This window comes from Shewanella maritima (assembly GCF_004295345.1).
GTDB lineage: Bacteria > Pseudomonadota > Gammaproteobacteria > Enterobacterales > Shewanellaceae > Shewanella > Shewanella maritima.
Map to the genome: position 1 here is coordinate 175,239 of NZ_CP036200.1, position 26,534 is coordinate 201,772.

Sequence of the window (26,534 nt, forward strand, 5' to 3'; positions counted from 1 at the left end):
TCACACTAAGGTTCTAAATTACAAGATGCTATGGAGGGATACTCACTCCCAAAGTGAAAAAGCAAAAAGCCCGCTCAACGTGAGTTAAGCGGGCTCTTTTAAATATGGCGGAGAGATAGGGATTTGAACCCTAGAGGGGCTACAAACCCCTGCCGGTTTTCAAGACCGGTGCATTCGACCACTCTGCCATCTCTCCGGACGCGGTGAATATTAGGGTAACAGGAATGCCATGTAAAGCGCTTTGTTGGTGAGTATCGACTGAGCGTTTTAAAAATCGACAAACTGATGAATTTATTAGCTAATACCGTTATTTTTAACCCACAATCGCTACACTATAGGTAAGTAAACTCTACGTTAAAGTCAAAGCCAGTAATGGTAGTTAGCTGAAATAATTCAAAAGCGCTGCGATAACAAATTATTGTCTTATAGATGCAAAAAGCCCGCTTAACTTACGTAAGCGGGCTTCTCTAAATATGGCGGAGAGATAGGGATTTGAACCCTAGAGGGCTACAAACCCCTGCCGGTTTTCAAGACCGGTGCATTCGACCACTCTGCCATCTCTCCGAACGCGGTGAATAATAGGTGAAGCGATTAAAACTGTAAAGCACTTTATTGATTCGATTCGACTAACTGACGCTAAATACAGCGTTATGCTTACAGTTCAAGCATATCGCGCTAACAATCAAAACGGATCAATAGTAAATCTAACCCTGCGATTTTGTTGGTACAGTATTTACACTACCACGAAAATATCAACGAGAGCATGCAGTTCATAATTCGCAAATTGTGCTTTGATGACACTCGCTATTTACTGCACTCCTCTGATCATAACACCGAGTTAGTGAAGAGATTGACACAGCTTTCATTGCTGCATCTATTTGGTTCTTGCCCCGCCTTTACAAAACGATTCAGCATATAAATACACAAAATATTAGCTGGACTCGGTTCAATAGATGCTCTTATAACGACACTACAGCAAGAAGCCCGCTTAACGTGCGTTAAGCGGGCTTCTTTAAATATGGCGGAGAGATAGGGATTTGAACCCTAGAGGGGCTACAAACCCCTGCCGGTTTTCAAGACCGGTGCATTCGACCACTCTGCCATCTCTCCGAACGCCGTGGATATTAGTTAAACCGCTTAGTTGTGTAAAGCATTATTTTTATACCAAAGGATCAAATGTTTGATTTACGCGCACTTAGCTGAGTTTTCGACCATATCATGTTTATTTTGACACGCTTTAGCCAAACCTTTACCTGTCATTCGCCAATAAATCGCAACGACGACCAAACAAGATGATCCAATGATCCCCACCCCATGGCGACCTCCCCATATAAAGCAAACGTAGCCATTAAGCTCGATGCGAAAAATGCACAGCTAACTTGGATAAAATTCTGTAACCCCGCAGCCTTGGTCGCATTACCTTTAAATGTCTGCAATGCCTGATTTACGGTAATTGGATAAATTGCGCCATTTGCCGCAGCTTGTAATGCAAACACTACCAATATTGGGTAAATAGAGGTCATCTCAAAAACAAGGGTAAACAGGCCAAGCAACACACTGGTGGTAAAGAACAACCCAAGTTCAAGCTTTAATGCAGTTTCGCTGCCCCATTTGTTAATGAGCAATTTTCCGCTGAAGCCACCGACAATAAACATGACCGTTTGCGGCACAAAACTCCAGGCTATCGCGCCTGCATCGTAGCCAAACTTATCCATGACGATCGGCCACAAGGTCAAATAGGAGAAAAATGATGCCGAGCACGCTGAAAAAATAAGTACGTTACCGAGATAAAAACGGTTAACTAACATGGCTGTAAAACTAATTTGGGTATTTGTCGCTTGCTGATTAGTACTTGTATTTATAGCAAGCTTATTTGGTCTGTCTTTATCTACAAAATAGACCGTCATCACCATAAGAATGATCGCTGTCACTGCCAGACAAACGAAGATACTTCTCCAGCCCCACGCTTCTAACACCAGCGCACCTAGTATCGGTGCTATTGCAGGCGATAGTGCGACTAAAGGCATTAAGTTTGACAACATTTTTTGTGATTCTATTGGGCTATGCTTTTCAATCACTAGCGCTTGCCAGATAACGCTAGCACTGCAAACACCTAAAGCCTGAAATACACGGCAGATATTAATCAATAACATGCTGTCTAGTATTGAAATCGCTAATGTCGACATCATAAATAAGCTTAGGCCAAACATTAGTGCTAAACGTTTACCATATTTCCTAACGATATCACCGTATAAGAGTTGGCCTATGGCTAAACCAGCTAAAAAAGTGGTGAGCGACATAGCAACTTCAGAAGCTGAAACACCTAAAGAGCTTTCAATTGATTTAAACGCAGGCAAGTACATATCGGTTGCGACAAAACTCAACATACTTAACATAACTAGATAGAGATAATAACCGTATTGACCTATAATTGAGTTAGTTTTAACGTGGTTAGTCATCTTGCTGCTCTCACTGTCTCTGAAACGGTCGCGCATTTTAACGGCATAGATTTCCCACGTGAAACGTTTTATTTTGCACACTGCTTTCAAAATTTATCACAGCAAGGCCATAGCAATGCTTTCAGAACAATCTCTCAATATGATCGATATCGTTGCCCGTTTAGGGAGCTTTACCGCTGCAGCTAATGAACTCAATAAAGTGCCATCAGCCGTTAGCTACGCCGTTAAACAAATTGAGTCGGACGTTGGCGTAACCTTGTTTGAACGTCATCATCGCAGTGTGTCGCTAACCGAACCGGGAAAGCACTTCCTACAACGCTCACGAGAGTTACTGAGAGAGATGAGCGCAATCAAACATGAAACGCAGCGTGTTGCCAACGGTTGGAAGCCTGAATTAGCCATCGCACTTGATAATATTGTTAGGGCCGATCGCATTAGTTCATTAATCAGCGACTTCTATCGCAAATTCGATGACATCGAACTGATAATTAGGATTGAGGTCTATAATGGCGTTTGGGAGTCATTAGCAACCGGACGCAGCGACGTCGCTATTGGTGCAACGTCAGCCATTCCTGTAGGTGGTACCTATCAATACCGTGACATGAAGGGCGTCGACTGGGCATTCGTTGTTAGTAAAAGTCACCCGTTGGCAAAAATCGATAGGCCATTAACCGATGATGAGCTGCGCCAATACCCTGCTATTTGCCTGGAAGACACATCACGTGAAATCCCTAAACGCACTACCTGGCTGCTAGATAATCAACGCAGACTTGTGGTACCAGATTGGATCCGTGCGATTAACTGTTTTGCATCAGGCTTGGGAGTTGGCTATGTCCCCTGTCACCTGGCAGAAACCTTTATAAGAAGCGGTTTATTGGTTAGAAAAACATTGGTAAACCCTAAGATCGCCAGCGCTTGTTGCCTTGCGTGGAATCCAGACAACATGTCTCCTGCATTAGAATGGGTATTAGATTATCTTGGTGATACAGAAAAACTCTATCAAGAATGGTTGTCATAAATTAATGTTGCGCTAACGGTAATCGATTTCGAATAGCCAAACTCGATAGAGCGTACCTAAACTTAACAAATCTTAATCTGAATTATTGCCGCTAAGCATCACAACTCACACTAGTTCGCTTTATCCTTCGCATCAGCTAGGTTAAGATATGGGTAATATTGGCTAAAATACACTTTAGCTTAATTAGAAATCACATAAATTTTAGTGACTTATACGGAGATAAACATGATCCAAAACTCGACGATTTCACCGACATTATCGACGGTTGAAGTTAACAAAATGCTTCGCAACACCTACATGTTGTTGTCTATGACGCTTGCGTTTGCAGCTGTCTGTGCTGGCATTGCAATGGCGCTGAAGATTTCTCCGCTAATGTCGCTTGGTCTATCAATTGGTGGTTTAGTGCTGCTGTTTGTGACTTTGCGTAAAGCAGATACAGCAGCAGGTTTGTTCTGGGTATTTGCCTTTACAGGTATGGAAGGCGCATCTCTTGGCTATATTCTTAACCACTACGTTGGCGTAGCAAATGGTCCTGGACTTATTATGCAAGCGCTAGCATTAACTTCGCTTATATTTGTGTCACTATCAGCCTATGCGTTAACCACTAAAAAAGATTTCTCTTTTATGGGTGGTTTCTTATTTGCTGGCCTTATCGTGATGATAGGTATGGCGATTATTAACATCTTCGTACAAAGCTCGTTGATGTTTATGATCATGAATGCAGGTATTGCGATGATCATGACTGGACTTATCCTTTACGATACAAGCCGAATTGTTAATGGTGGTGAAACCAACTATATCCGCGCGACCGTTTCACTATTCCTAAACTTCCTTAACCTATTTATCAGCATTTTGCATTTATTAGGTATGGGTAGCGACGATTAATCGTTTCTACGAAAAAAGTACGTTAAAATGGCTCACAATTGTGGGCCATTTTTATTTCTATGAGTCAATTTATCATCCAGGTTAACGGTAGCGTCTATGGTGATCAGGCAAGCTTTCATGCATTGCAGTTTTGCCAAGCTGTTATCGCCCAAGGCCATCAAATCAACCAAGTATTCTTTTATCAAGACGGGGTCAGTAACGCCAATGTGCTTGCCTGCCCACCTTCTGATGAGCCAAATCTCAATGCTTTATGGCGCGAGTTTGCTAAAGCTCAAAGCATTCCTTTGATTAATTGCGTTTCAGCTGCGCTTCGCCGCGGTATTACTTCAGAGCAAGATGCAAAAGAAAATGGTTTAGCTCAGCATAACTGCGACGAGCAATTTATGATGGGTGGTTTAGGTGAGTTAGTCACAGGTATAGAGAAAGCCGATCGTATGGTGAGCTTTTAATGAAAAAAATAGCCATAGTTTTTAGACGCAGCCCTTTTGGCAGCACAAGCTCCCGTGAAGGGCTAGATTTAGCGCTGTTAAGCGCAAGTTTTGAGCAACAAGTGACCGTTATTTTTGTCGCTGAAGGCTTACTCAATTTACTTAGCGACCAGCAACCTGAGTTGAGCGGTAGCAAGGATTATATTGCGACATTTAAAGCCATGCCCATTTATGACATTGAAACAATTTTAGTGTGCGAAACATCACTTACACAATTAAACCTAACTAGCGAAGCATTGCAAGTTGCACATCACGTCGCTTCAAATAAGCAAATCAGCCAAGCATTAACTGAATCAGATGAGGTACTCGTCTTTTGAATCTTCATCATATACAAACATCAGAACAAAACGATAATGCACTCACATTGTGCCTACGTTACCTTGGCGAGCAAGACGCTATCATCCTTTGCAGCGATGCTATCAATGCCCTGCTTGATCCCTCTTGGCAGCAAGCATTAGCCGGAACAAAGGTATTTATCCTTGAACAAGACATGCAATCAAGAGGCTTGGCAACGCACTTGGCCGCAGTGATTTCCGGTTTAGACATTGATGTGATAGATTACGCCACTTTTGTTAGTTTAAGTTTGCAATACGCTAAGGTCATCACATGGTAAATTCTTTTGAATTCAATGGAAAACAGATTGAAACCGACCATCAAGGTTATCTAGTTAATCTAAGTGACTGGTCTGAAGATATGGCGCAAACCATTGCTACCAGTGAAGATATTGTACTAACTGACAATCATTGGGAAGTGATCCACTTTGTACGTGAGTTTTACCTCGAGTTTAATACCAGTCCCGCGATCCGCGTGTTGGTAAAAGCAATTGGGCAAACGCTTGGTGCAGAGAAAGGTAATTCAAAGTACCTATATACCCTATTCCCGGTTGGCCCCGCCAAACAAGCAACTAAAATCGCAGGTCTACCTAAGCCTGCAAAGTGCATTTAACTCAAAATTACCTAGCCTGCTAGCGACATGTCATTCGCATGAATCTAGCAATATTTAGACAATAAAAAACCTATGCCGAGGCATAGGTTTTTTTGTTTTCTGCTGTTCGCAAAGTTAGCCAATCACTTCTAACCCGCCCATGTATGGACGCAGTGCTGCAGGGACTGTAATAGTGCCATCGGCATTTTGGTAATTCTCGAGAATTGCCACTAATGTACGGCCAACCGCTAAACCAGAACCATTAAGCGTATGAACCAGTGCTGGCTTGTTATCTGCTTTATTACGGAAACGCGCTTGCATACGACGCGCTTGGAAATCTTTCATGTTTGAACAAGAAGAGATCTCGCGGTAAGTGTTCTGTGCAGGCAACCAAACCTCAATATCAAACGTCTTGGCTGCGCCAAAACCCATGTCACCTGTACAAAGCACAACTGTGCGATACGGCAGCTCCAATGCTTGTAGCACTTTTTCAGCATGCCCTGTTAGCTCTTCTAGTGCTTGCATTGATTGCTCTGGGTGAACAATTTGCACTAACTCTACTTTATCAAACTGATGCTGACGGATAAGACCACGGGTATCACGACCGTATGAGCCTGCTTCACTACGGAAACATGCTGTTAATGCTGTCATCTTAATTGGCAGCTCAGTTTCATCAATAATTGTATCGCGAACCAGGTTAGTTAGTGGTACTTCAGCTGTTGGAATAAGCGATAAGCTTTGCGCTTCTTCAGTCGCCGGTTTAGTGTGGAATAAATCTTCACCAAACTTTGGCAATTGACCTGTACCTAATAGGCTATCTTCGTTAACCATTAATGGCACATAAGCTTCAGTGTAACCATGCTCCTGAGTGTGCATGTCTAACATGAACTGGCCTAGTGCGCGGTTTAGGCGTGCGATTTGCCCCTTCATCACAATAAAACGCGAGCCAGTAATCTTAACCGCATTTTTAAAGTCTAAGCCATCAACACCTTCACCAATGTCTAAATGATCTTTTACTTCAAAATCAAATGTTTTTGGCGTGCCCCAGGTGCGGATTTCAACGTTATCGTCTTCATCATTACCATGAGGTACCGCTTCATCTGGCAGGTTTGGCACGCTCATCGCTATATTATTGATTTCAGTCAACAGCTCTGCAAGCTCAGCTTTTTTAGCATCAAGCTTGGCACCTAAATCACCCACTTGTGCCTTAATTGGCTCGATATCTTCACCACGTTGCTTGGCTTGACCAATCGATTTGGAAATTGCATTGCGTGATGCTTGTAGTTCTTCGGTTTCAACCTGCAATGACTTACGCTTTTCTTCAAGCTTAGTCATGTTATCAACATCTAAAATAAAGCCACGAGTTGCTAGGCGCTCGGCAGTGACTTCGAGTTCATTACGCAAATATTTTGGATCAAGCATGTTGTCAGTTCTTTTTAGTTAAACGCGCGATAAGATTAATTGTTGCCCTAGGTACACCATGAATAAACACAAAGTAACGTTAAGCAACACATTGAGAAATCCTTTCAACCAATATCCTTCTTGAATTAATAACAAGGTTTCGTTGGAGAAAGTAGAAAATGTTGTTAGAGCACCAAGCATACCAACGCCGATGAGGGCTTTAAGCTCTGGGCTAACATGGCTAATTTGTCCGAGTGCATAAACAACACCCATTAAAAACGAGCCGATAATATTGACCAACAGTGTACCAAAAGGAAAACTCGTGCCAAACACTTGCAGCATAAATAATGAGAACAAATAGCGCAAAACTGCACCAATCGATCCACCTAAAGCAACAAACAACACATTAGTCATAGCGTTTTAGCTCACTGAGTTGATCAAGCTGCTCTAAATGAGCAAGTTTATCTTGAATTCGCTTTTCAAAACCTCGGTTAGTCGGATGATAAAAGCGACTGTCTTTTAACGACTCTGGGAAGTAGTTTTCACCTGCGGCAAATGCCCCTACTTCATCATGGGCATAGCGATATTCTTGCCCGTAACCTAAGTCTTTCATTAAGTTAGTTGGTGCGTTACGTAGATGGTGTGGTACAGCTTCATTACCTGTTTCACGCGCCAAAGCTCTAGCCTGTTTAAATGCAGTATAAACGGCATTACTTTTGGGCGCACTGGCTAAATACACCACTGCCTGAGCAATTGCCCGCTCGCCTTCTGCCGGCCCTACGCGGTGGTAACAATCCCAGGCGTTTAGTGCCACGTTCATGGCTTGAGGATCGGCATTGCCGATGTCTTCAGATGCGATGGCGAGTAACCTTCGAGCAACATATAAAGCATCGCCGCCACCTTCTAAAATGCGGCAAAACCAATACAAAGCAGCATCTGGCGAACTGCCGCGCACGGACTTATGCACAGCAGAAATTAAATCGTAAAACTGATCGCCATTTTTGTCATAGCCAGCGGTTTGATGACCGGCTACCTGACTGAGCATTTCTGAGGTAAACGCATCGCCATCGTTTACAAGGTCACTCATCAACTCAATCAAGTTCAACGATTTACGAGCATCACCGGCACTTATCCTCGCAAGTTGATTTGCGACGTCTTTTGGCAGTGACAAGTTACGTGCACCTAAACCTCGCTCATTATCAGTTAGTGCCTGATTGACGACTTGCTGAATTTCATCGTCGTTAAGCTTATGAATAAGGTAGACCCTGGCTCGTGACATAAGTGCATTGTTTAGCTCAAACGACGGGTTCTCAGTGGTGGCGCCAACAAAAATTACCGTGCCATCTTCAATAAACGGCAAAAAGGCATCTTGCTGACTTTTATTGAATCTATGTACCTCATCAACAAACAATAAAGTGCGTTGACCACGGCTTTGGGCAATGGCTTTTGCCTGCTCAATAGCCGCGCGGATTTCTTTAACGCCAGAAGTGACCGCTGAAATGCGCTCTACATGAGCATTGGCATAATGGGCTACAAGCTCAGCGAGTGTTGTCTTCCCCGTACCAGGTGGTCCCCAAAGCAGCATGGAGTGGGCGCGATTATTCAAAAGCGCCTGGCGTAGTGGCTTCCCCTCGCCAAGTAAATGCCCTTGACCAATGTACTCGTCAATCACCCGTGGGCGCATACGCGCAGCAAGGGGACGAAAGTCTGGGGCAAAATCAAAATCCAAGTTAGCCACTAGGAAACCCTATTGAGCTTGCTTTAAGCGTTGATCGTCAATGTCGACATTATCAGGAATAACGAACTCAAATAACTGTTGCTCATCATCAGCCACAGCGCGTTGCTCAGACAGGCTGAACTGACTTAAATTGCCCTGATTATCCAGCAAACTGAACGCAGTAAGCGTGCTGTCGTCAAAACACACGTTCACATCAACTACGTTTGACTGCTCTGTGACTGGCTTAATTTGGTAACAGTTATTAGCGGTAGCATCATTCTTTAAGACACGATATTGGGCCCAAGTTTCATCGTCGCGATGAACCAATAGCGCCATAGGTGATGCTTCAATTGCCTGGCTTATATCCATCACAGTAACTTCTTCTGCAAACGGATTATATACCCATAAATTAGTGCCATCGGCTACAATCATCGACTCATCAGGCTCAGTTAAGTGCCAATAGAACTTATTCGGATACGCCAGTGCAAACACACCGCTGCCGGATTGAATTTGCTTGTCATTGATATCTGTTACTTTCTGGGCAAAGCCAGCATGCAAGTTATCGATACCTTCAAGCTTGCCTCTTAACTCTTGCGCATCGTCAGCAAAAACTTGGGGAGTGGTAAAGGCCCCTAACATAACTAACAGTGCCGACTTTTGCTTAAATAGGTTTTTCATATACATCCTAAATTAATTCTTTGGTGGCGGTGGCGCTAACACCTCGCGATTACCATTATGCCCCTGCGCGCTCACAATACCTTGTGCTTCCATCGACTCAATAATGCGCGCGGCGCGGTTGTAACCAATTTTAAATTTACGTTGTACGCTAGAAATAGAGCCTCTGCGCGTTTCCGTGACAAAGGCAACGGCTTCATCATATAGCGCATCTAATTCATCTTCTGATTCTGAGGTTTCACCAGGCAGTAGTACCTGCTCGCCCTCACTAACGCCATTTAAAATCTCATCGATATATTGTGGTTTACCTCTAGCATGCCAATCGGCAACCACTTTATGTACTTCGTGATCGTCAATAAAGGCGCCATGTACACGGCTTGGCACACTAACACCAGCAGGTAAATACAGCATATCTCCCATACCCAATAAGGTTTCAGCACCTTGTTGGTCAAGAATGGTTCGCGAGTCAATTCGCGAAGACACCTGAAACGCAATACGAGTTGGGATGTTTGCTTTAATTAAGCCAGTAATCACATCAACCGACGGGCGCTGAGTTGCAAGAATAAGGTGAATACCTGCGGCGCGCGCTTTTTGTGCGATGCGGGCAATAAGCTCTTCGACTTTCTTACCGACAATCATGATCATGTCGGCAAATTCATCAACCACTACCACAATTGACGGTAGCTTCTCTAACGGCGGCGCTTCATCAAGCATACTCTCGTTAGCGTTCCACAGCGGATCTGGAATATATTCGCCCTGCTCTGCGGCAGTTTTAATTTTTTGGTTGTAGCCCTTAAGGTTACGAACGCCCAATGCCGACATCAGTTTGTAGCGACGCTCCATCTCGCCAACACACCAACGCAGTGCATTGGCCGCCTCTTTCATGTCGGTAACAACTTCACATAATAAGTGCGGGATCCCTTCATACACTGATAGCTCAAGCATTTTAGGGTCAATCATAATGAAGCGTACATCATCAGGCCCTGATTTATAGAGCAGACTGGTGATCATCACGTTTACACCAACCGACTTACCTGAGCCTGTTGTACCTGCTACAAGTAAGTGCGGCATTTTACCTAAATCAACGACAACGGGCTCGCCCGAGATATCTTGACCAAGTACCATAGACAACTTCGACTGACTTTTTTCAAACGCTTCGCAATCAAGTACATCACGCATGAATACGGTTTCACGGAACTTGTTAGGAAGCTCTAAACCGACATAGGCTTTACCCGGAATAACCTCAACTACACGCACGTTTTCGGACAACAATGAACGAGCCAAGTCTTTAGATAAATTAGTAATCTTAGACGCCTTTACACCCGGTGCTAATTCCAGCTCAAATCGGGTAATGACTGGGCCAGGGAAAACACCAACTACATTAGCTTTAATATTAAAGTCAGCTAACTTGGCCTCTACCAGTCGGGCTACCTGCTCTAACTCTTCTTCACTAATCGGGTTGGTTTTTCTATCAGGTACATCAAGCAGTGAAATACTTGGTAACGGGTCTACAGGGCGCGCTAACTGCTGAGTATCTTTGCCTGGAATAACCACGATACCGTCAACAATTTTGGCGTCTTTCTCTGGTGCGCGCTGGGCAACTAACTTACCAGCCTCTTGTATTACATCGGCAGCTTGCTCCAGGCTAGACTCATCTAACTCTGTTTGCTCGTCGACGTCGGAAATCGCCTCATCATGACTTATATTTGCAACGGCTGCATCTTTATCACTTTGATACTGTGATTCGCTCCCAGCGTTATCTTCCGCGTGGTCCCAAATCGATAAGCTCGGTTCTTGACGAGCATCATGATCATCAAGCGCAGTAAATGTCGGCTCATTAATGTCGTTTTCGAGCTCGAGGGTTTGATCTTCATCATCTTGTGGTGTTTCAACACTGTCGCTTTGCTCATATGCATTCGCATCACTGTGTTTTTTACTGCCAAAGAACTGCTTGAATGACGCCATTCTTGACTGAGTCTTTTCTTCAATTTGTTGGCGGCTTTCGTTATTGGACTCTGTTTGCGGCTCATCAAATGGCAGTGACAAATCAGCCTTGTCTGATTCTGAGTTGCTAGCATGCTCAGCTTGCTTTTGTTTGAACTTATCGGCCACTGACATGAACCCACGTGTATCTTCCGTTTCTTCTCGTCCTTTAAAATGTTGAGGCAAGGCCAAAATTTGTTTAGCAAGCCAAATGGTAGCAAAGCCGGTAAGCTCAATAATCGTTAACCAGGAAATGCCAGTTGCTAATGTGAAACCTGCACCGATAAAGCACAGCAACAGCAAAGTTGTGCCTAGGGTATTAAAGTATGGCTGCATTGCTTGGCCAATGACGTCGCCTGCAACACCACCAGCTGAGAACACGTAAATGTTTTCACCATTCATGCTCGCAAGTGCAGCAAGCGCAAGGATCATCAAAAGAAAACCAATAATACGTAGGCCAACCGAGAAGTAATCAATCTCTAGCAGTTTATGGGCGCGATTAAAGATAAACCAACCTGTTGAGGCGATGATGACTGGGATCAGATAAGCGATAAACCCGAAGAAGTAAAACAGCACATCGGCAACCCATGCACCAACGGCACCGGTCCAATTGTGAATTTCACCTTGAAAGTGTGACTGACTCCAGCCTGGATCATTTGGATTGAAACTACTTAACGCTAGCAGTACATAAGTGGCAAGCATGCAGCAAATAATGAGGCCACCTTCGAGGAGTCGCTGCAAACCGGATAAAGTCTTAAGGTTGTTTCCCTGAGTCAAACTACTATTTCCATAAACCAAAAAAAATAACATATCAGAATAACACTGATTTTGCAGTGATTATCCTAGTGCTACGCGGTTTGTTCAAGGGAAACTAAAGCGGGATTAATTGAATTAAGTAACAATTTGAGATAACTGTTCAAAATAGCACCACTGGAAAAAAATAAAGGGCCGTAGCCCTTTATTTATCACTCCAATTCATTGTACTTTGCGACTAGTACTATAGCGACGATTTGCTTTAAATAACGACTCTCTTATTTTCTAAGAGACTCGCATCCAGCATTAAGCCTCAGTTAAATTGTGCAAAGCGACTTTATTCGTTTGCTTTACTTCTTCCATAACCACATAAGTACGGGTATCAGATACTGAAGGAAGTTTAAGTAGTGTTTCACCTAAAAGGCGGCGGTATGCCGACATATCAGAAACTCGGGTTTTTAGTAAATAATCAAAGTCGCCAGAAACTAAATGACACTCTTGAATATCGTCTAACAATTGCACTGCACGATTAAATTTGTCGAAAATATCTGGTGTATCACGATTTAACGTAATTTCAACAAAAACTAATAGTGATGCTCCCAAGTAATGAGGGTTAACTAATGCTGTATAGCCATTAATAAAACCTTGCTTTTCTAATCGCTTTACCCTTTCTAAACAAGGGGTTGGGCTTAAACCTACACGCTTTGAAAGCTCGACGTTTGAGATGCGACCGTCAGCCTGAAGTTCATTAAGGATATTGCGATCAATTCGATCCAAATCTTTAATAGAATTACTCTTATTGCTTGCCATATTTTTAACCACGTTTTATCAATAAAACAACATTTTTATCTAGTTATTATTTATCTTCAGCAGCATAAACTGCTGAAGCGGTACTATACTAGAGTTCCCTTGAATAAGCACGTTCAAGGCCACAGATTACAACAACAATACAGCTCACTTATACCTAGCCAAGTGAGCGTTTTAGTTTTTATTGAGGCTCAAAATGATTATTGGTGTACCTACAGAAATTAAAAATCACGAATACCGCGTTGGTATGGTTCCTTCAAGCGTTCGTGAGTTAACCAATCATGGTCACGAAGTATTTGTTCAGTCAGACGCTGGTATGGGTATTGGTTTTACTAACCAAGACTACATCAATGCAGGTGCGTCGATTCTTGATACTGCTGAAGAAGTTTTTGCCAAAGCAGAGATGATCGTTAAAGTTAAAGAGCCGCAAGCCGTTGAGCGTGCTATGTTACGCCACGACCAAATCCTGTTTACTTACTTACATTTAGCACCAGATCTACCGCAAACTGAAGACCTAATTAACAGTGGCGCGGTATGTATTGCATATGAAACTGTAACCGACGATAAAGGCGGTTTACCACTATTGGCACCTATGTCTGAAGTTGCAGGTCGTATGTCTATCCAGGCTGGTGCTCGCGCACTAGAGAAATCTCTACAAGGCCGCGGTATGCTACTTGGCGGTGTTCCAGGTGTTGAACCAGCTAAAGTTGTTATTATTGGCGGTGGTATGGTGGGTTCAAACGCCGCACAAATGGCTGTAGGTATGGGCGCTGACGTCGTTATCCTAGACCGTAGCATTGATGTATTACGCCGCTTAAACGTGCAGTTTGGTTCTTCAGTAAAAGCGATCTACTCTACGGCTGATGCGATTGAGCGTCACGTACTAGAAGCAGACCTAGTTATTGGCGGTGTGTTAGTACCAGGTGCGGCAGCGCCAAAACTTGTGACTAAAGAGCACATCAAGCGCATGAAGCCTGGCAGCGCGATTGTTGACGTAGCAATTGACCAAGGTGGTTGTGTTGAAACCTCTTATGCTACTACACACCAAGAGCCAACTTACATCGTAGATGACGTAGTACATTACTGCGTTGCTAACATGCCAGGTGCAGTTGCTCGTACTTCTACTTTCGCACTAAATAACGCGACTCTGCCTTACATCATCAAGCTTGCTAACCAAGGTTACAAGCAAGCTCTTAACCAAGACAAGCACTTGCTAAACGGCCTAAACGTAATGCACGGCAAATTGGTTTGTAAGGAAGTTGCAGACGCTCTTAACCTTGAATACACTGAAGCAAATGCGTTATTAAACTAATAACATAAACTAAGTTTCCATATAAAAAGCCGCTAAAATAGCGGCTTTTTTACGCTTGTAACCAAAATTTTTTCGAGTATTAAGATAAGTGTCGATGAAATAATAAGCGAAAAACCTCAAAAAGACGAAATTATTTATCAATACGATATGCTGTTATGAAAATTCTGCACAGGATTTTGTACTTTCTAGGATCTGGCTTGTTTAGTTAAATTAAACGTCATCAGCTTAACAAATCCATTACACCAAGGTTAATGCTCAGCATGTATCAGGCGCTTAATAATTAGCGTAAAGCGTGGGCTAAAGTCTGATAAACAAGGCTCAATTTAAGTACAAAAAATGTACATTTATTGCTTTTTCAGTAACTCGGTAAATTCTGTAAATGCCATAGGTTTATAAAAATAGTATCCTTGCGCTGCCATCACATCAAACTGATTAATAAAATCCAACTCAGTTCGGGTTTCAATTCCCTCTACCACAACCTGTAACCCTAATGACAAACTTAAGTTAATGATCGCGGTTACCAAGGCTTGATGTTTATCGTCATCTGAGAGCTTTTGGATAAACGACTTATCAATTTTGATCTGATCTGCGGGGAAATTAACCAGGTATGCCAATGAAGAGTAACCTGTACCAAAGTCATCTATCGCAATTTTAAGACCTTTATCTTGCAACGATTTTAACAGCCCATGAATGTCATTCTGCTGCTTCATCATCAAAGATTCGGTGATCTCAAGAGTGATTAAAGGGCTAAACTGGGCAAGCATATTAATATCTTCAAGTTTAGCGTCAAAGAAATCAATGAACCTTTGCTGTAACTCCGACGACCAAAACTCCAGTGGTGATACATTGATTGACAGAGGCACTGCGAAATCAAGTTTATGTAATTCAACAGCATAGTTTAACGCCGTACTTCGAACCCACTCACCGATAGGCACAATAAGGTTAGTTTGTTCGGCAATTGGGATAAACTCATCTGGCGAAATAAACTGACCATCATGGCGCCAACGCAATAACACTTCAGCCTTAATTATCTTGCCCGACAAAGGCGACACCATAGGCTGAACATAAAGTTCGAATTCATTGTTGCTGATGGCATTTTTAAGGTGTTGAGTCAGGTAGGCTGTTCTTGTTGCTTGCTGTTGCAATGATTGATTAAAGAAACAATAGCCATTACGCCCCTGGCGCTTTGCGCTGAACATGGCTTGACTGGCATATTTAAGAACAAAATCTAGGTTATCAGCATCTTGTGGAAAACGCGCAATACCTATACTTACCGACATTAGCAAAGTTTGATCGGAGATAATAATCGGGTTTGTCAGAGCTTGATTAAGGTTAGCGGCAAGCGTGGTTAACTTGTCTTGATCTTGCTCGTTAGGTAATAGCAGCGCAAATTCGTCTGCACCGACCCGTGATAACACTGCATTGGTAGGGATATATCTGCCAATACGTGAAGCTATTTTTTGTAATAGCCTGTCGCCATTATCATGACCTAAGGTATCGTTAATTTGTTTAAAGTGGTCAACATCCATCATTAACAAGCTAAAACTTACATCACTATACTGATGGTGCGCACTAATTAACTTGTCGATGTTATCGATTAAACCATTGCGATTAACTAACCCGGTTAAAGGGTCGTGGAACTTTTGGTATTGAATTAACTGATCGGCCTGCTTGCGAGCACTAATATCGCTGATCAGCCAAGCAAAGCAATTCGTCTGTGTAAATGAATCGCGAATAACAGCGACAGTGAGATCTAATTCTAACTGCTGTCCAGCTTTATTAACCCCGAGTAGCTCGCCCTGCCACGCATGTCCTCGTGCAAGATGTTCAAACAGTTGCTCGCGAACATCGCTAGCTGATGGTCGCAAAAACGCGCGCATATCGAACTCGCCAGAACAGGGCTCGCCATCGTTGACGAGTTGGTTGAAAACGGGGTTAAAGTTGAGGACACTGCCGTCTTCATTGGTAATAAGCAGTGCTACAGGCAAATGATCAAAAATTTTGCTACTCAAACGCTCGACGTACATCGCCCTACTGCGTTCAATCGCTAAACTCGCGAGCTTTGCAGCCTCCTGTATAAGCAACAAATCAAGGTCAGTGGGAGACTTGATCGTGTCGTAATACATGGCAAAGGTACCAATAACCTCACCTTTACTGTCACATATTGGTTCAGACCAACAAGCTTTTAAACCTGCTTTTAGTGGCAGCGCTTTGTAAGGTTGCCAGTTTGGGTGAGTCTCTATATCTTCAACAATGACCCGCCGACAAAGATAAGCGGCAGCACCACAAGACCCCACTTCTGGCCCAATTTCAACACCATGAATCGCATCGTTATAATCGCTGGGTAAACTTGGAGCAGCCCCAGTTAGGAGTCTTTGGCCATCATCGCTTAGTAATAGCACAGAAGCTTTGGTGCCCAGTTTTTGTGCTTCAATCGAAAGTACTAAAGAATGTAGGATTTCTCTTAGCGGCAAACCTTCTAGCACCATATTAAGCACGGCGCTATAACGCTCAATGGTAGAGTCCCTAAAGTCCTTTTCAGATCCCGTCGTCAAATAACGATGTGCGGAATTTCCTGAATCGATCATAAAGCAAAAAGTCCAATTAGCGGTTGATGTACGACTTATTATTCACATTATGCGTAAATGGGTTGTTTCGCAACTTTAGTTAGACAATTTTGTGCTAGAGGACTGTAAATATATAAGTTTCCACGTTTTAATACTCACTGAGAGATGTGCGAATAATCAGCGATTACTGCAAAGTTTTAAATTGTTGATGTTTGATAATTCTCGCTAGCAAACGACAAAAAACCTAATCTTCAATAAAAAAACGACTCACTAGGAGTCGCATTTTTAATCGTTGTACCAAGACAAGGTTATTCTGTAATTCGTCTCATCCTTGCAAGATAAAATCCATCAAACCCTTTATCAGCAACATAGATGTGCTCTTCATCAATAAACTCAAAGTGTGGGTTTTCAGCAAGGAATGCTTGTACCTGCAAACTGTTTTCTTCAGGCATGATAGAGCATGTCGCGTAAATCAACATGCCATCAACTTTTACCATACGGCTGTAACTTTGCAGAATTTGCTTTTGTAAGTCTACAAGCACAGGCAAACGCTCTGGCGTATCGCGCCATTTTGCATCTGGGTTGCGCTTCAATACACCAAGGCCTGAACAAGGCACGTCAAGTAATACTCTGTCAGCAGATAGTTTTAAACGCTTAATGGTCTTAGAACTCGCGATAATGCGGGTTTCGACATTGTGCGCACCAGCACGTTTAGCGCGTGTTTTTAGGTTATCTAGTTTCCACTGTTCTACATCCATTGCAAGCAAGCGTCCCTTGCCTTGCATCTGCGCAGCAATATGCAGAGTTTTACCGCCAGCACCTGCACAAGCGTCAACAACGCGCATACCAGGTTTTGCATTAACCGCATCAGCGACCATTTGCGATCCCGCATCTTGTTGTTCAAACCAGCCTTCTTTGAAGCAATTGCTTCTAAACAAAGCTGAATTTGACGTCACCTCAAGCGCGCTATCAACCCCTGCAACTTCTGTTGTTTCGATGCCCTCTTTTGCTAAACGTGTTTTGAGTTCTGCGCGAGTACATTTAAGCGGGTTAACGCGAATATATCGTTTAGGTGCTTTAGCAAGTGCTGCTCGTTCATCGCTCCATTTATCTTTAAGCTGCGCTTGCCCTAGTTCATCAAGCCACTCAGGGCAGCCATCCCAAAGTGCAGGCAGTTGTTTGGCATCGGCAATGAGTTTATCGACTTGTTTAGCATCAATTTGTAATGAGTACTGCATTTTCGGCAAATCTAAGCCATGGAAGTAATGCCAGGCATTGAGTACTTTTGAGCCTTCACGCTCAAAATTATCAATACTGACTTGCGCTACGAAGCAATACAGGTTTAAACGGCGTAGCATGTCGCCAACTACCAGCGTAATACGTCCTTGCTCATCAGGCGCCAACTTTAAACCAGAGAAATTGTGGGAATAGGCTCTATCTAATGGTTTGCCTTGGTTAAGTACCATAGTAAGCACATTTAACACAAGTTCTGATGAACTGCCTGATAAGGGATACGTAAGCATGAGCGTCTCTTTGGCGATGCGTTTAACTAAATAAAGTTAACGCAACTTTTGGAAATGAAATATTAAGCCGCAGATCATAGGTATTAATGCTGTCATTAGCAATATTGCAGGCAATAAAAAAGCGGTCAAATGACCGCTTTCATAAGTAACTTAGAGCTCAGGCTACATTTTCGAACCTTTAAGGCCAAAGAACAAAATAAAGCCATAACAAATAACAGGTAAAAAGAATGAAGCTTGCAGCCCCATAGTGTCAGCAAGCATACCTTGAAGTAACGGTAAAATTGCACCACCAACAATCGCAAGGCATAAGAAACCACTACCTTGTGAGGTATGTGGGCCTAAATCACGTAGCGATAAACTAAAGATAGTTGGGAACATAATTGAGTTAAACAGCCCCACCAGTAATATCGCCCACATAGCAATATGACCGCTAGTTAGCATAGCAACAACAACCAAAGTTGCCGCCATGAATGCATTAAAGCCAAGTACCTTACCCGCTTCAATTTTTTGCATTACCGCAGAGCCGATGAAACGCCCTACCATAGCGCCGCCCCAATAATAGGTAATGTATTTAGCCGCTTCGGCCTCTTCCATCGCAGCGATATGTGACTCTGCTAAAAAGTTAACCAAGAAACTACCAATTGATACTTCAGCGCCAACATAGACAAAGATACCTACCGCGCCTAACACTAAGTGCTTCGACTGCAGTGCCGACGTTTTGCCGTTGTGCTCAACCACTTCACCGTCAGCATTATCAGTATGTTCAGTAATCGTAGGCAGTTTAAGCAATGAGAAAACAACCGCTAACACCGCTAGTGTGCCAGCCAACAGCAAATAAGGAAGTTTAACCACACCTGCATCAGGCTCAGAACCAACAGCTCCGCTTGCAACAGACAGGATTAATACCGCACCAAAATACGGCGCAACTGTTGTACCTAACGCGTTAAATGCTTGGGTCAGGTTTAGTCGACTAGAGGCGGTTTCGACACTACCTAATGCATTCACATAAGGGTTGGCAGCCACTTGCAAGATGGTGATACCTGAAGCCAGTACAAACAACGCACCTAGGAATATAGCGTAAACTTCCAGCTCTGCTGCAGGATAAAATATCAAGCATCCCAGGGCGGCAATACTCAGGCCCGTCACAATGCCTTTTTGGTAGCCTAGCTTTTTAACCAACGCTCCAGCAGGTAGCGACACCAAAAAATAAGCACCAAAGAAGCAAAACTGGATCAGCATTGCCTCGGTATAACTCAGTGAGAATACCGCTTTTAAGTGTGGAATAAGGATGTCGTTCAAGCAGGTAATAAACCCCCACATAAAGAACAACGACGTGAGTGAAACTAATGCAAAGCGATACTGCCCATCTGCGCCTTGAGAATATGAAGCTGAGCTTCCTTGTGCTGTTGAGGCCATAAGTTAATCTCTTATTATTATGAATAACAAAAAAGCCGATATAGTAATTATATCGGCTTTTACAATTATTTTAGCTGTGCAAATACACTGCCGTATGCTGGCAAGCTGATTTCGACGCCATCTTGCGTTTCGCTCAGCTCACCGCTTAACAAGCCATGGCTCGTTAGTAGCTCTGACGGATTTATACCTGTCAATGTCAAACTTTGACTACTAGCAGATAAGTTAAACGCTACCAGTAATTGCTGTTCGTTATGAGTACGAGTAAATGCAAGTACAGATTCAGGCGCGTCTATAAATTTAATCTCACCATCAATCAACGCGATTTGTTGTTTACGCCAAGCTAAGAAACGCTTGTATGCAGACAAAACAGAGTTAGCGTCGTCAACTTGAGTATCAACCGCTTTATCTAGATGTGCCTGCGGGATCGGTAACCAAGGTTTACCTTGGCTAAAGCCACCTTGAGTCGCTTGCTTGCTCCACGGCATTGGCGTACGGCAACCATCACGGCCTTTAAATTGTGGCCAGAAGGTAATACCGAACGGATCTTGCAACTGATCAAATTCGATCGGAGCTTCTGTTAAACCTAACTCTTCACCTTGATAACTGCAAACACTGCCACGTAGCGAAAATAACAGTGCATTAAGCATCTTAATAAAGTCTTTATTATCAGAGCCTTTCGCCCAACGAGTCGCAACACGCTCTACATCATGGTTACCAATAGCCCAACAAGGCCAACCATCACCAATACTTGCCTCTAATTCTTCAACAGTTTGACGAATATAAGCAGCGCTAAAGTCATCGGTTAACAGCTCAAAGCTATATGCCATATGTAAACGCTCATCGCCCTGAGTGTACTCGGCCATCGTCGCTAACGAATCTTCAGACGACACTTCCCCTAAGGTAACACTGCCTGGGTACTTGTTAATGAGTGCCCTTAGCTCTTCTATAAAGCCAACGGTTTGGGGACGAGTATTGTTGTAGTAGTGGTACTGGTAAGCATAAGGGTTATCTTCACTAAACCCACGACCTTGACGCTTATCTTCAGGCTTTGCAGGGTTATCACGAAGCTGCTCATCATGATAACAAAAGGTAATCGCATCTAACCTAAATCCATCAACGCCTTTCTTTAACCAAAACTCTACGTTAGCAAGAATCGCTTGACGTACTTCAGGATTATGGAAATTAAGATCAGGTTGGCTTTTTAAGAAGTTATGCAAATAGTACTGCTTGCGGCGAGGTTCCCATTCCCACGCACAGCCACCAAAAATCGCTAACCAGTTATTAGGCGGCGTGCCGTCTTGTTGCGGGTCTGCCCAAACATACCAGTCCGCTTTCGGGTTATCTTGGCTCTGTTTACTTTCTTCAAACCACGCATGTTGATCTGAGGTGTGGCTAAGCACCTGATCAATAACAACCTTTATATCACGTTCATGGGCTTTCGCGATCAACTCATCAAAGTCTTCCATCGAGCCGAACATAGGGTCAATAGCAAGGTAATCACTGATATCGTAACCAAAGTCTTTCATTGGTGACTTAAAAAACGGTGAGATCCAAATGGCGTCGACATTTAAGCTAGCGATGTACTCAAGCTTATTAATAATACCACGCAGGTCGCCAATCCCATCGTCATTGGAGTCCATCAAGCTGCGAGGATATACCTGATATATCACTCCGCCCTTCCACCAGCTAACTTGCCCCATTTTTTCCCCTTACTTTCTTTGGCAACCTAGCGATAGCAGCCTGCTATGAGTTGCGCCTTTGTTGCGATTAAGTTGTTAACCGCTTTCTTTATTATTGGTTTCGAGGATACGTGAATAACGAAATCAGGTTCAATACGCCTGCATACGTATGCATTAAATGCGCTTGTAACAAATACAGTTTGGATACAATTTTAAACACATAAAATCAATAACTTAATATAAAATAACCTGGCGCAGCATTTGTTAAAATATGGTTAAAACACCTGCGATTTGTGACTTGCATAGCTTTGAATACGTATGCATAAGATTGTCGGCAATCAAAAGCTGGGAGTAGTATCTCAACTGTTCCACAACAATTTGGTAATAACCTCGACACTTATGCAGTCATTTAAGCTAGTCGGGGCAATAACAAAATAAAGACTGTAACCAAAAAACAACGAACGCTAACAACCTGGACTGGACAACTTGTTGTTAAGCATTCATAAAAGGGGAAAGATGAATGTTGCTTTTTAAACCAAGCCTACTGACTCTCGCAATTGCGGCAGCCGGCGCAAGTATGACCACTTATGCCGCTGAAAACGATGCAACAGGCGCAACTGCAGACGAAAACATTGAAGTTATCCAGGTATCTGGTATTCGTCGCAGCTTAAAAGAGTCACAAGCGGTAAAAATGACTTCAAGTTCTGTCGTTGAAGCGATTTCAGCAGAAGATATCGGTAAGTTGCCAGACGTATCGATTGCAGAATCGTTAGCTCGTCTTCCAGGTATTGCTGCGCAGCGTCTAGACGGACGTGCAAACGTAGTATCTATTCGTGGCCTTGGCCCAGATTTTTCTCTTGCGACATTAAACGGTCGTGAGCAAGCGTCAATTAACGACAACCGCGGCGTTGAATTTGACCAATACCCTTCAGAACTACTTAATACAGTAGTTGTTTACAAAACACCTGATGCATCTCTAATGACCCAAGCGATCGCGGGTACTGTAGATATGCAAACCATTAGCCCACTACGTCATGGCGAGCGCACTATCGCAGTCAACGTACGCGGCGAAATGAATGACCTAGGTGCACTAAACGCAGGTTCTACCGATAAAGGTTACCGCGGCAGCATCTCTTACATTGACCAATTTGCTGATGACACCATCGGTATTGCACTTGGCTACTCTCGCATGCAGTCGCCAAACCAAGAAGAGCGCTGGCAAGCGTGGGGTTATCCAGAATTAGATTACAACCCAGACAACCCTGTAGTTTTAGGTGGTGCTAAACCATATGTACGTTCTTCTGAGCTAGAACGTGACGGTGTAATGGCTGTGTTCGAATTTGCACCTAATGACCAATTCAAATCAGTGGTAGACGTGTTCTACACCAAATTCTTTGATGAGCAAATTCTACGTGGTATCGAAATTCCTGGTATGTGGGGTGCGGGCTGGGGTAACTCAGGTGTGACTGCGAGTCAGGTTGAAGACGGTCTTGTTACAGAAGGTTCTATTCAAGATGCGATGGTTGTTGTACGTAACGACACCAATACCCGTGATGCTAAATCGTTATCTGTAGGTTGGAACACCGAATATATCATTAACGACAACTGGACGATTGAAGGCGACATCGCCATGTCTAAAGTTGAGCGTACCGACATTGGTATCGAAACCTACGCAGGTACAGGTCGCGGTAACAGCAACGGTGCAGTAGAACCAAACCTAGGTTTCAAATTTACTGGTGACGGTCGTTACTTATTTAATCCAGCGCTAGACTATTCAGATCCAAACCTAATCAAGCTAGGCGGTGCGTTTAGCTGGGGCCCATCAATCGATGGCAACATGCAAGATGGCTTTATCAATAAACCAGAAATTGAAGATGAGCTAAATTCACTGCGTCTAGGCACTACATACACTTTCGATGACGGCTTCATGCGCAGCGTTGAGTTTGGCGTAAACTACACAACTCGCGAAAAATCTAAAGTAGATAACGGTGAATACCTGACACTTAAAGGATACGAAATCGGTAGCGGTGACGACTACATGATGACTATCCACCAGAGTACATGCTAGAGCCAACATCGCTGGCTTTCTTCGGCATGGGTAACATGCTGTCTTATGACGCACTTGCGTTGTATAACTCAGGTATTTACAACTCTCTAGATGCTGCAGAGGTTCAACCTGAGCGCTCTACAAATACATGGCAGGTAGAAGAGAAAGTAGCTACTTTCTACGTTAAGGCTGATTTTGAGACTGAAATTGGTGACATGCCTTTAGCCGGTAATTTTGGTGTTCAAGCGGTACAAACCAAGCAAAGCTCAAATGGTAAAGCCGTTCAAAATGTAAACGGTGTGCTGGAAGTAGTTGATAGCTATGGCGATGATGACTACCTAGAATGGCTACCAAGTTTAAACGTGACACTCGGTTTAACCGAAAACCAGCGTTTAGTGTTCGCAGCCGCACGCACAATGAGCCGTGCTCGTATGGATAAGATGAATGCTTCAGCTAGCTTCAACTACGATCCAAACGGTGCAGGCGGTATCTATTATTCAGGTAGCGCGGGTAATCCTCAGCTGCGTCCATGGATGGCTAACCAGGTAGATTTGAGTTACGAGAACTACTTTAGCGACCAAGGCTACTTTGCAATTGCAACTTACTATAAGAAGCTAGAAAACACTGTTTATACCAATACAGAGTTTGTTGATTTTGAAGGCGTCATCCCAGGTGTTGAACCAGGCAAAGGTGCAGGTTCGTTTGAAATCCCAGTAAATGGTGATGGCGGTCATATCGCCGGTATTGAAGCGTCATTCTCGATGGACTTTGGTTACTTCCATGAGTCATTAGAAGGTTTTGGTACTATTCTAAACGGCTCTTACAACGATTCAGAAGTAAGAGAAACAGCAGATAGTGACCCTATCCCACTAGCTGGTCTATCAGACAAGACCTTTAACGCAACGGTTTACTATGAAAACTCAGGCTTTGAAGCACGCGTAAGCTCACGCTACCGCTCTGACTTCCTAGGTGAGGTAACCGCAATTAGCTTGAGCCGCGTTAACGTGAATGTTCAAGGCGAAACGGTAGTCGATGCGCAGCTAGGTTATGACTTTGGTCAAGGTGGTTTTGAGTCTTTAGATGGCTTATCTATCATGTTCCAGGTTAACAACTTAACTGACGAGCCATTTATCACATACACAGGTGAAGATGCTCGCCATGTACGTGACTACCAGAACTATGGCCGTAACTACATGTTCGGTGCTAACTACAAGTTCTAAGCTAAATTGCTTTTAAAAAGCCTCTGCCTTGGTAGAGGCTTTTTTATATCAGCAACTTGTTAATAAATCGTAACGTTAACTAATTTTACATTGCCTTTATTTTAAATCAGGAGCATGCCATGGACAGCAAAGTGAATAACATCGTCATTGTTGGTGGCGGTTCATCAGGCTGGATGAGCGCTGCCCTACTCTGCAAAATGTATAAAGGTACAATCAATATCACGTTAGTTGAATCTGACGCCATTGGTACTATTGGCGTTGGTGAAGCGACGATTCCACCGCTTAAGATTTTCAATGATGTTTTAGGTATCAACGAGCAAGACTTTATTGAAAAGACCAAAGCGAGCATCAAGCTCGGAATTGAGTTTGAGAATTGGGGCAAGCAAGGCGATGCATATATGCATGCATTTGGCAGTATCGGTAAAGATATTGGCTACAGTGCGTTTCATCATTACTGGCTAGCAAATAAACCGCAAAGCCCTGCATCTTTATGGGATTTTAGCTACAACTATCAGGTTGCTAAACAAAATAAGTTTTCGGTTCAACCTAAAATCCATAACGACCAACTAGCTGGCATTACCCACGCATACCACTTTGATGCAGGCCTTTATGCCAACTACTTACAACAATACTGTCAGCAACTGGGCATTCGCCATATTCAAGGCTTAGTCGAAACGATTAACCAAAAAGACAATGGCGACATCGAAAGTCTTACCTTGCAAGACGGGCAAGTAATCAACGGGGACTTGTTCATTGATTGCTCTGGCCTTCACGCTTTACTTATCGATAAAACCTTAAACGTTGAATTTGAAAGCTACCAACAATGGCTTGTTTGCGACAGCGCTTGGGCAGTGCCGAGTGAGAAAACCAGCCCTATTATTCCATACACCAGAGCTACAGCTCATGATTTTGGCTGGCAATGGCGCATCCCATTGCAGCATAGAACCGGCAACGGCATGGTATTTTCATCAAAATACATCAGTGATGAAAAGGCAAAACAGACTTTACTCGATAATCTGGATGCGAAAGCCATTGGTGAGCCTAAACTTATTCGCTTTAAGCCAGGTAGACGAGTAAAGCAGTGGCAAAATAACTGTGTAGCGATTGGGCTATCATCAGGCTTTTTAGAGCCTTTAGAGTCGACTAGCTTGCATCTGGTGCAAACTGCGATTATTCGCCTAACAAAGCTTATGCCGCACTTATCGATTACGCCCGAACTCGTAGCAGAATATAACCGTCAGTCACAAACTGAATTTGAGCAAATTCGCGACTTTATTATCTTGCATTACCACCTCAACCAAAGGCAGCAAGGTGAGCTTTGGCAATACTGCCAAACCATGTCTATCCCAGACACCTTACAGCACAAAATTTCGTTATTTGCGCAAACAGCTAACTTATTTAGGCAGCAAGATGAACTGTTTACCCAAGAGGCATGGTTACAAGTCATGATTGGGCAAAACCTGATGCCACAAGATCACAATCCACTGGCCAATATTCTAAGTCAGCAAGAACGAAAAGATTTTCTCGATAACCTCAAACAGATTTACCAGCACTATAGTGCTGAGCTACCTGCGCACGAAACATTTTTAAACCTGTGATGCTTTAGATGATGCACCACATTGCTAACTATTTGGCACTCGCAATCAAGGATATAAGGAAT

The 26,534-nt window shown here is 43.3% G+C and carries 21 protein-coding genes and 3 tRNA genes; 10 read left to right on the forward strand and 14 right to left on the reverse strand.

Annotated features, from left to right (window positions below; genetic code table 11):
- Window positions 1–105 precede the first annotated feature (105 nt).
- The 4 genes from EXU30_RS00860 to punC form a co-directional block, all read right to left on the reverse strand.
- A tRNA-Ser gene (locus EXU30_RS00860) sits at window positions 106–196 on the reverse strand.
- 278 nt (window positions 197–474) lie between these two features.
- A tRNA-Ser gene (locus EXU30_RS00865) sits at window positions 475–564 on the reverse strand.
- 455 nt (window positions 565–1,019) lie between these two features.
- Window positions 1,020–1,110: transfer RNA gene (locus tag EXU30_RS00870), tRNA-Ser, on the reverse strand.
- Window positions 1,111–1,256: 146 nt separating this feature from the next.
- Window positions 1,257–2,459 (reverse strand): purine nucleoside transporter PunC, encoded by a 1,203-nt coding sequence (punC, locus tag EXU30_RS00875; protein ID WP_165398942.1) that lies wholly within the window; start codon window positions 2,457–2,459, stop codon window positions 1,257–1,259.
- Window positions 2,460–2,574: 115 nt separating this feature from the next.
- Here punC and punR point away from each other — a divergent pair, with 115 nt between their 5' ends.
- The 6 genes from punR to EXU30_RS00905 all read left to right on the forward strand — a co-directional run bounded on the left by punR (window position 2,575) and on the right by EXU30_RS00905 (window position 5,795).
- Window positions 2,575–3,477, forward strand: a complete 903-nt coding sequence (gene punR, locus EXU30_RS00880) for a DNA-binding transcriptional activator PunR (RefSeq protein ID WP_130597386.1) — start codon at window positions 2,575–2,577, stop codon at window positions 3,475–3,477.
- Window positions 3,478–3,702: 225 nt separating this feature from the next.
- A complete protein-coding gene (locus EXU30_RS00885; RefSeq protein ID WP_130597387.1) occupies window positions 3,703–4,362 on the forward strand; it encodes a Bax inhibitor-1/YccA family protein in 660 nt (219 codons plus the stop codon).
- 59 nt (window positions 4,363–4,421) lie between these two features.
- On the forward strand, window positions 4,422–4,811 hold the full coding sequence (gene tusD, locus EXU30_RS00890) for a sulfurtransferase complex subunit TusD (RefSeq protein ID WP_130597388.1): 390 nt from the start codon (window positions 4,422–4,424) through the stop codon (window positions 4,809–4,811).
- Window positions 4,811–5,167: a sulfurtransferase complex subunit TusC gene (gene tusC / locus EXU30_RS00895; RefSeq protein ID WP_130597389.1), complete on the forward strand. Its 357-nt coding sequence runs from the start codon at window positions 4,811–4,813 to the stop codon at window positions 5,165–5,167. The genes tusD and tusC overlap by 1 nt, the downstream gene beginning before the upstream one ends.
- Window positions 5,164–5,463 (forward strand): sulfurtransferase complex subunit TusB, encoded by a 300-nt coding sequence (gene tusB / locus EXU30_RS00900; RefSeq protein WP_130597390.1) that lies wholly within the window; start codon window positions 5,164–5,166, stop codon window positions 5,461–5,463. The genes tusC and tusB overlap by 4 nt, the downstream gene beginning before the upstream one ends.
- Entirely contained in the window at window positions 5,457–5,795 is a 339-nt protein-coding gene (locus EXU30_RS00905) for a TusE/DsrC/DsvC family sulfur relay protein (protein ID WP_130597391.1), read from the forward strand. Before tusB ends, EXU30_RS00905 begins: the two co-directional genes overlap by 7 nt.
- Window positions 5,796–5,909: 114 nt before the next feature.
- Here the strand turns inward: EXU30_RS00905 and serS are convergent, their stop codons facing one another.
- The 6 genes from serS to lrp form a co-directional block, all read right to left on the reverse strand.
- The gene (gene serS / locus EXU30_RS00910; protein ID WP_130597392.1) at window positions 5,910–7,196 is read right to left on the reverse strand and encodes a serine--tRNA ligase; all 1,287 of its coding nucleotides are present in this window, start codon (window positions 7,194–7,196) and stop codon (window positions 5,910–5,912) included.
- A gap of 18 nt (window positions 7,197–7,214) precedes the next feature.
- Complete coding sequence (crcB, locus tag EXU30_RS00915) at window positions 7,215–7,589, reverse strand: fluoride efflux transporter CrcB (protein WP_130597393.1); 375 nt, start codon at window positions 7,587–7,589, stop codon at window positions 7,215–7,217.
- On the reverse strand, window positions 7,582–8,859 hold the full coding sequence (locus tag EXU30_RS00920; protein WP_423213390.1) for a replication-associated recombination protein A: 1,278 nt from the start codon (window positions 8,857–8,859) through the stop codon (window positions 7,582–7,584). Before EXU30_RS00920 ends, crcB begins: the two co-directional genes overlap by 8 nt.
- 63 nt (window positions 8,860–8,922) lie before the next feature.
- Complete coding sequence (lolA, locus tag EXU30_RS00925) at window positions 8,923–9,531, reverse strand: outer membrane lipoprotein periplasmic chaperone LolA (RefSeq protein WP_242620438.1); 609 nt, start codon at window positions 9,529–9,531, stop codon at window positions 8,923–8,925.
- Between the two features lie 51 nt (window positions 9,532–9,582).
- Window positions 9,583–12,327 carry a DNA translocase FtsK gene (locus tag EXU30_RS00930; RefSeq protein WP_165398943.1) on the reverse strand — a complete coding sequence of 915 codons (2,745 nt, stop codon included), beginning with the start codon at window positions 12,325–12,327 and terminating at the stop codon, window positions 9,583–9,585.
- A 282-nt stretch (window positions 12,328–12,609) separates the two neighbouring features.
- Window positions 12,610–13,113, reverse strand: a complete 504-nt coding sequence (gene lrp, locus EXU30_RS00935; protein WP_130597397.1) for a leucine-responsive transcriptional regulator Lrp — start codon at window positions 13,111–13,113, stop codon at window positions 12,610–12,612.
- 193 nt (window positions 13,114–13,306) lie between these two features.
- Here lrp and ald point away from each other — a divergent pair, with 193 nt between their 5' ends.
- Window positions 13,307–14,422 carry an alanine dehydrogenase gene (gene ald, locus EXU30_RS00940; protein ID WP_130597398.1) on the forward strand — a complete coding sequence of 372 codons (1,116 nt, stop codon included), beginning with the start codon at window positions 13,307–13,309 and terminating at the stop codon, window positions 14,420–14,422.
- A 344-nt stretch (window positions 14,423–14,766) separates the two neighbouring features.
- Here the strand turns inward: ald and EXU30_RS00945 are convergent, their stop codons facing one another.
- From EXU30_RS00945 to EXU30_RS00960, 4 genes are all read right to left on the reverse strand, one after another.
- Window positions 14,767–16,977 (reverse strand): bifunctional diguanylate cyclase/phosphodiesterase, encoded by a 2,211-nt coding sequence (locus tag EXU30_RS00945; RefSeq protein WP_242620285.1) that lies wholly within the window; start codon window positions 16,975–16,977, stop codon window positions 14,767–14,769.
- Between the two features lie 320 nt (window positions 16,978–17,297).
- On the reverse strand, window positions 17,298–18,512 hold the full coding sequence (locus EXU30_RS00950; RefSeq protein ID WP_130597400.1) for an RsmB/NOP family class I SAM-dependent RNA methyltransferase: 1,215 nt from the start codon (window positions 18,510–18,512) through the stop codon (window positions 17,298–17,300).
- Window positions 18,513–18,674: 162 nt separating this feature from the next.
- Window positions 18,675–19,928 (reverse strand): sugar MFS transporter, encoded by a 1,254-nt coding sequence (locus EXU30_RS00955; RefSeq protein ID WP_130597401.1) that lies wholly within the window; start codon window positions 19,926–19,928, stop codon window positions 18,675–18,677.
- 65 nt (window positions 19,929–19,993) lie between these two features.
- Complete coding sequence (locus EXU30_RS00960) at window positions 19,994–21,628, reverse strand: alpha-glucosidase family protein (RefSeq protein WP_130597402.1); 1,635 nt, start codon at window positions 21,626–21,628, stop codon at window positions 19,994–19,996.
- Window positions 21,629–22,127: 499 nt separating this feature from the next.
- Here EXU30_RS00960 and EXU30_RS20430 point away from each other — a divergent pair, with 499 nt between their 5' ends.
- From EXU30_RS20430 to EXU30_RS00970, 3 genes are all read left to right on the forward strand, one after another.
- Window positions 22,128–23,675, forward strand: a complete 1,548-nt coding sequence (locus tag EXU30_RS20430) for a TonB-dependent receptor plug domain-containing protein (protein ID WP_242620286.1) — start codon at window positions 22,128–22,130, stop codon at window positions 23,673–23,675.
- Complete coding sequence (locus EXU30_RS20435; RefSeq protein WP_242620287.1) at window positions 23,669–24,874, forward strand: outer membrane beta-barrel protein; 1,206 nt, start codon at window positions 23,669–23,671, stop codon at window positions 24,872–24,874. Before EXU30_RS20430 ends, EXU30_RS20435 begins: the two co-directional genes overlap by 7 nt.
- 119 nt (window positions 24,875–24,993) lie before the next feature.
- On the forward strand, window positions 24,994–26,472 hold the full coding sequence (locus tag EXU30_RS00970; protein ID WP_130597403.1) for a tryptophan halogenase family protein: 1,479 nt from the start codon (window positions 24,994–24,996) through the stop codon (window positions 26,470–26,472).
- The last annotated feature ends 62 nt before the right edge of the window (window positions 26,473–26,534 follow it).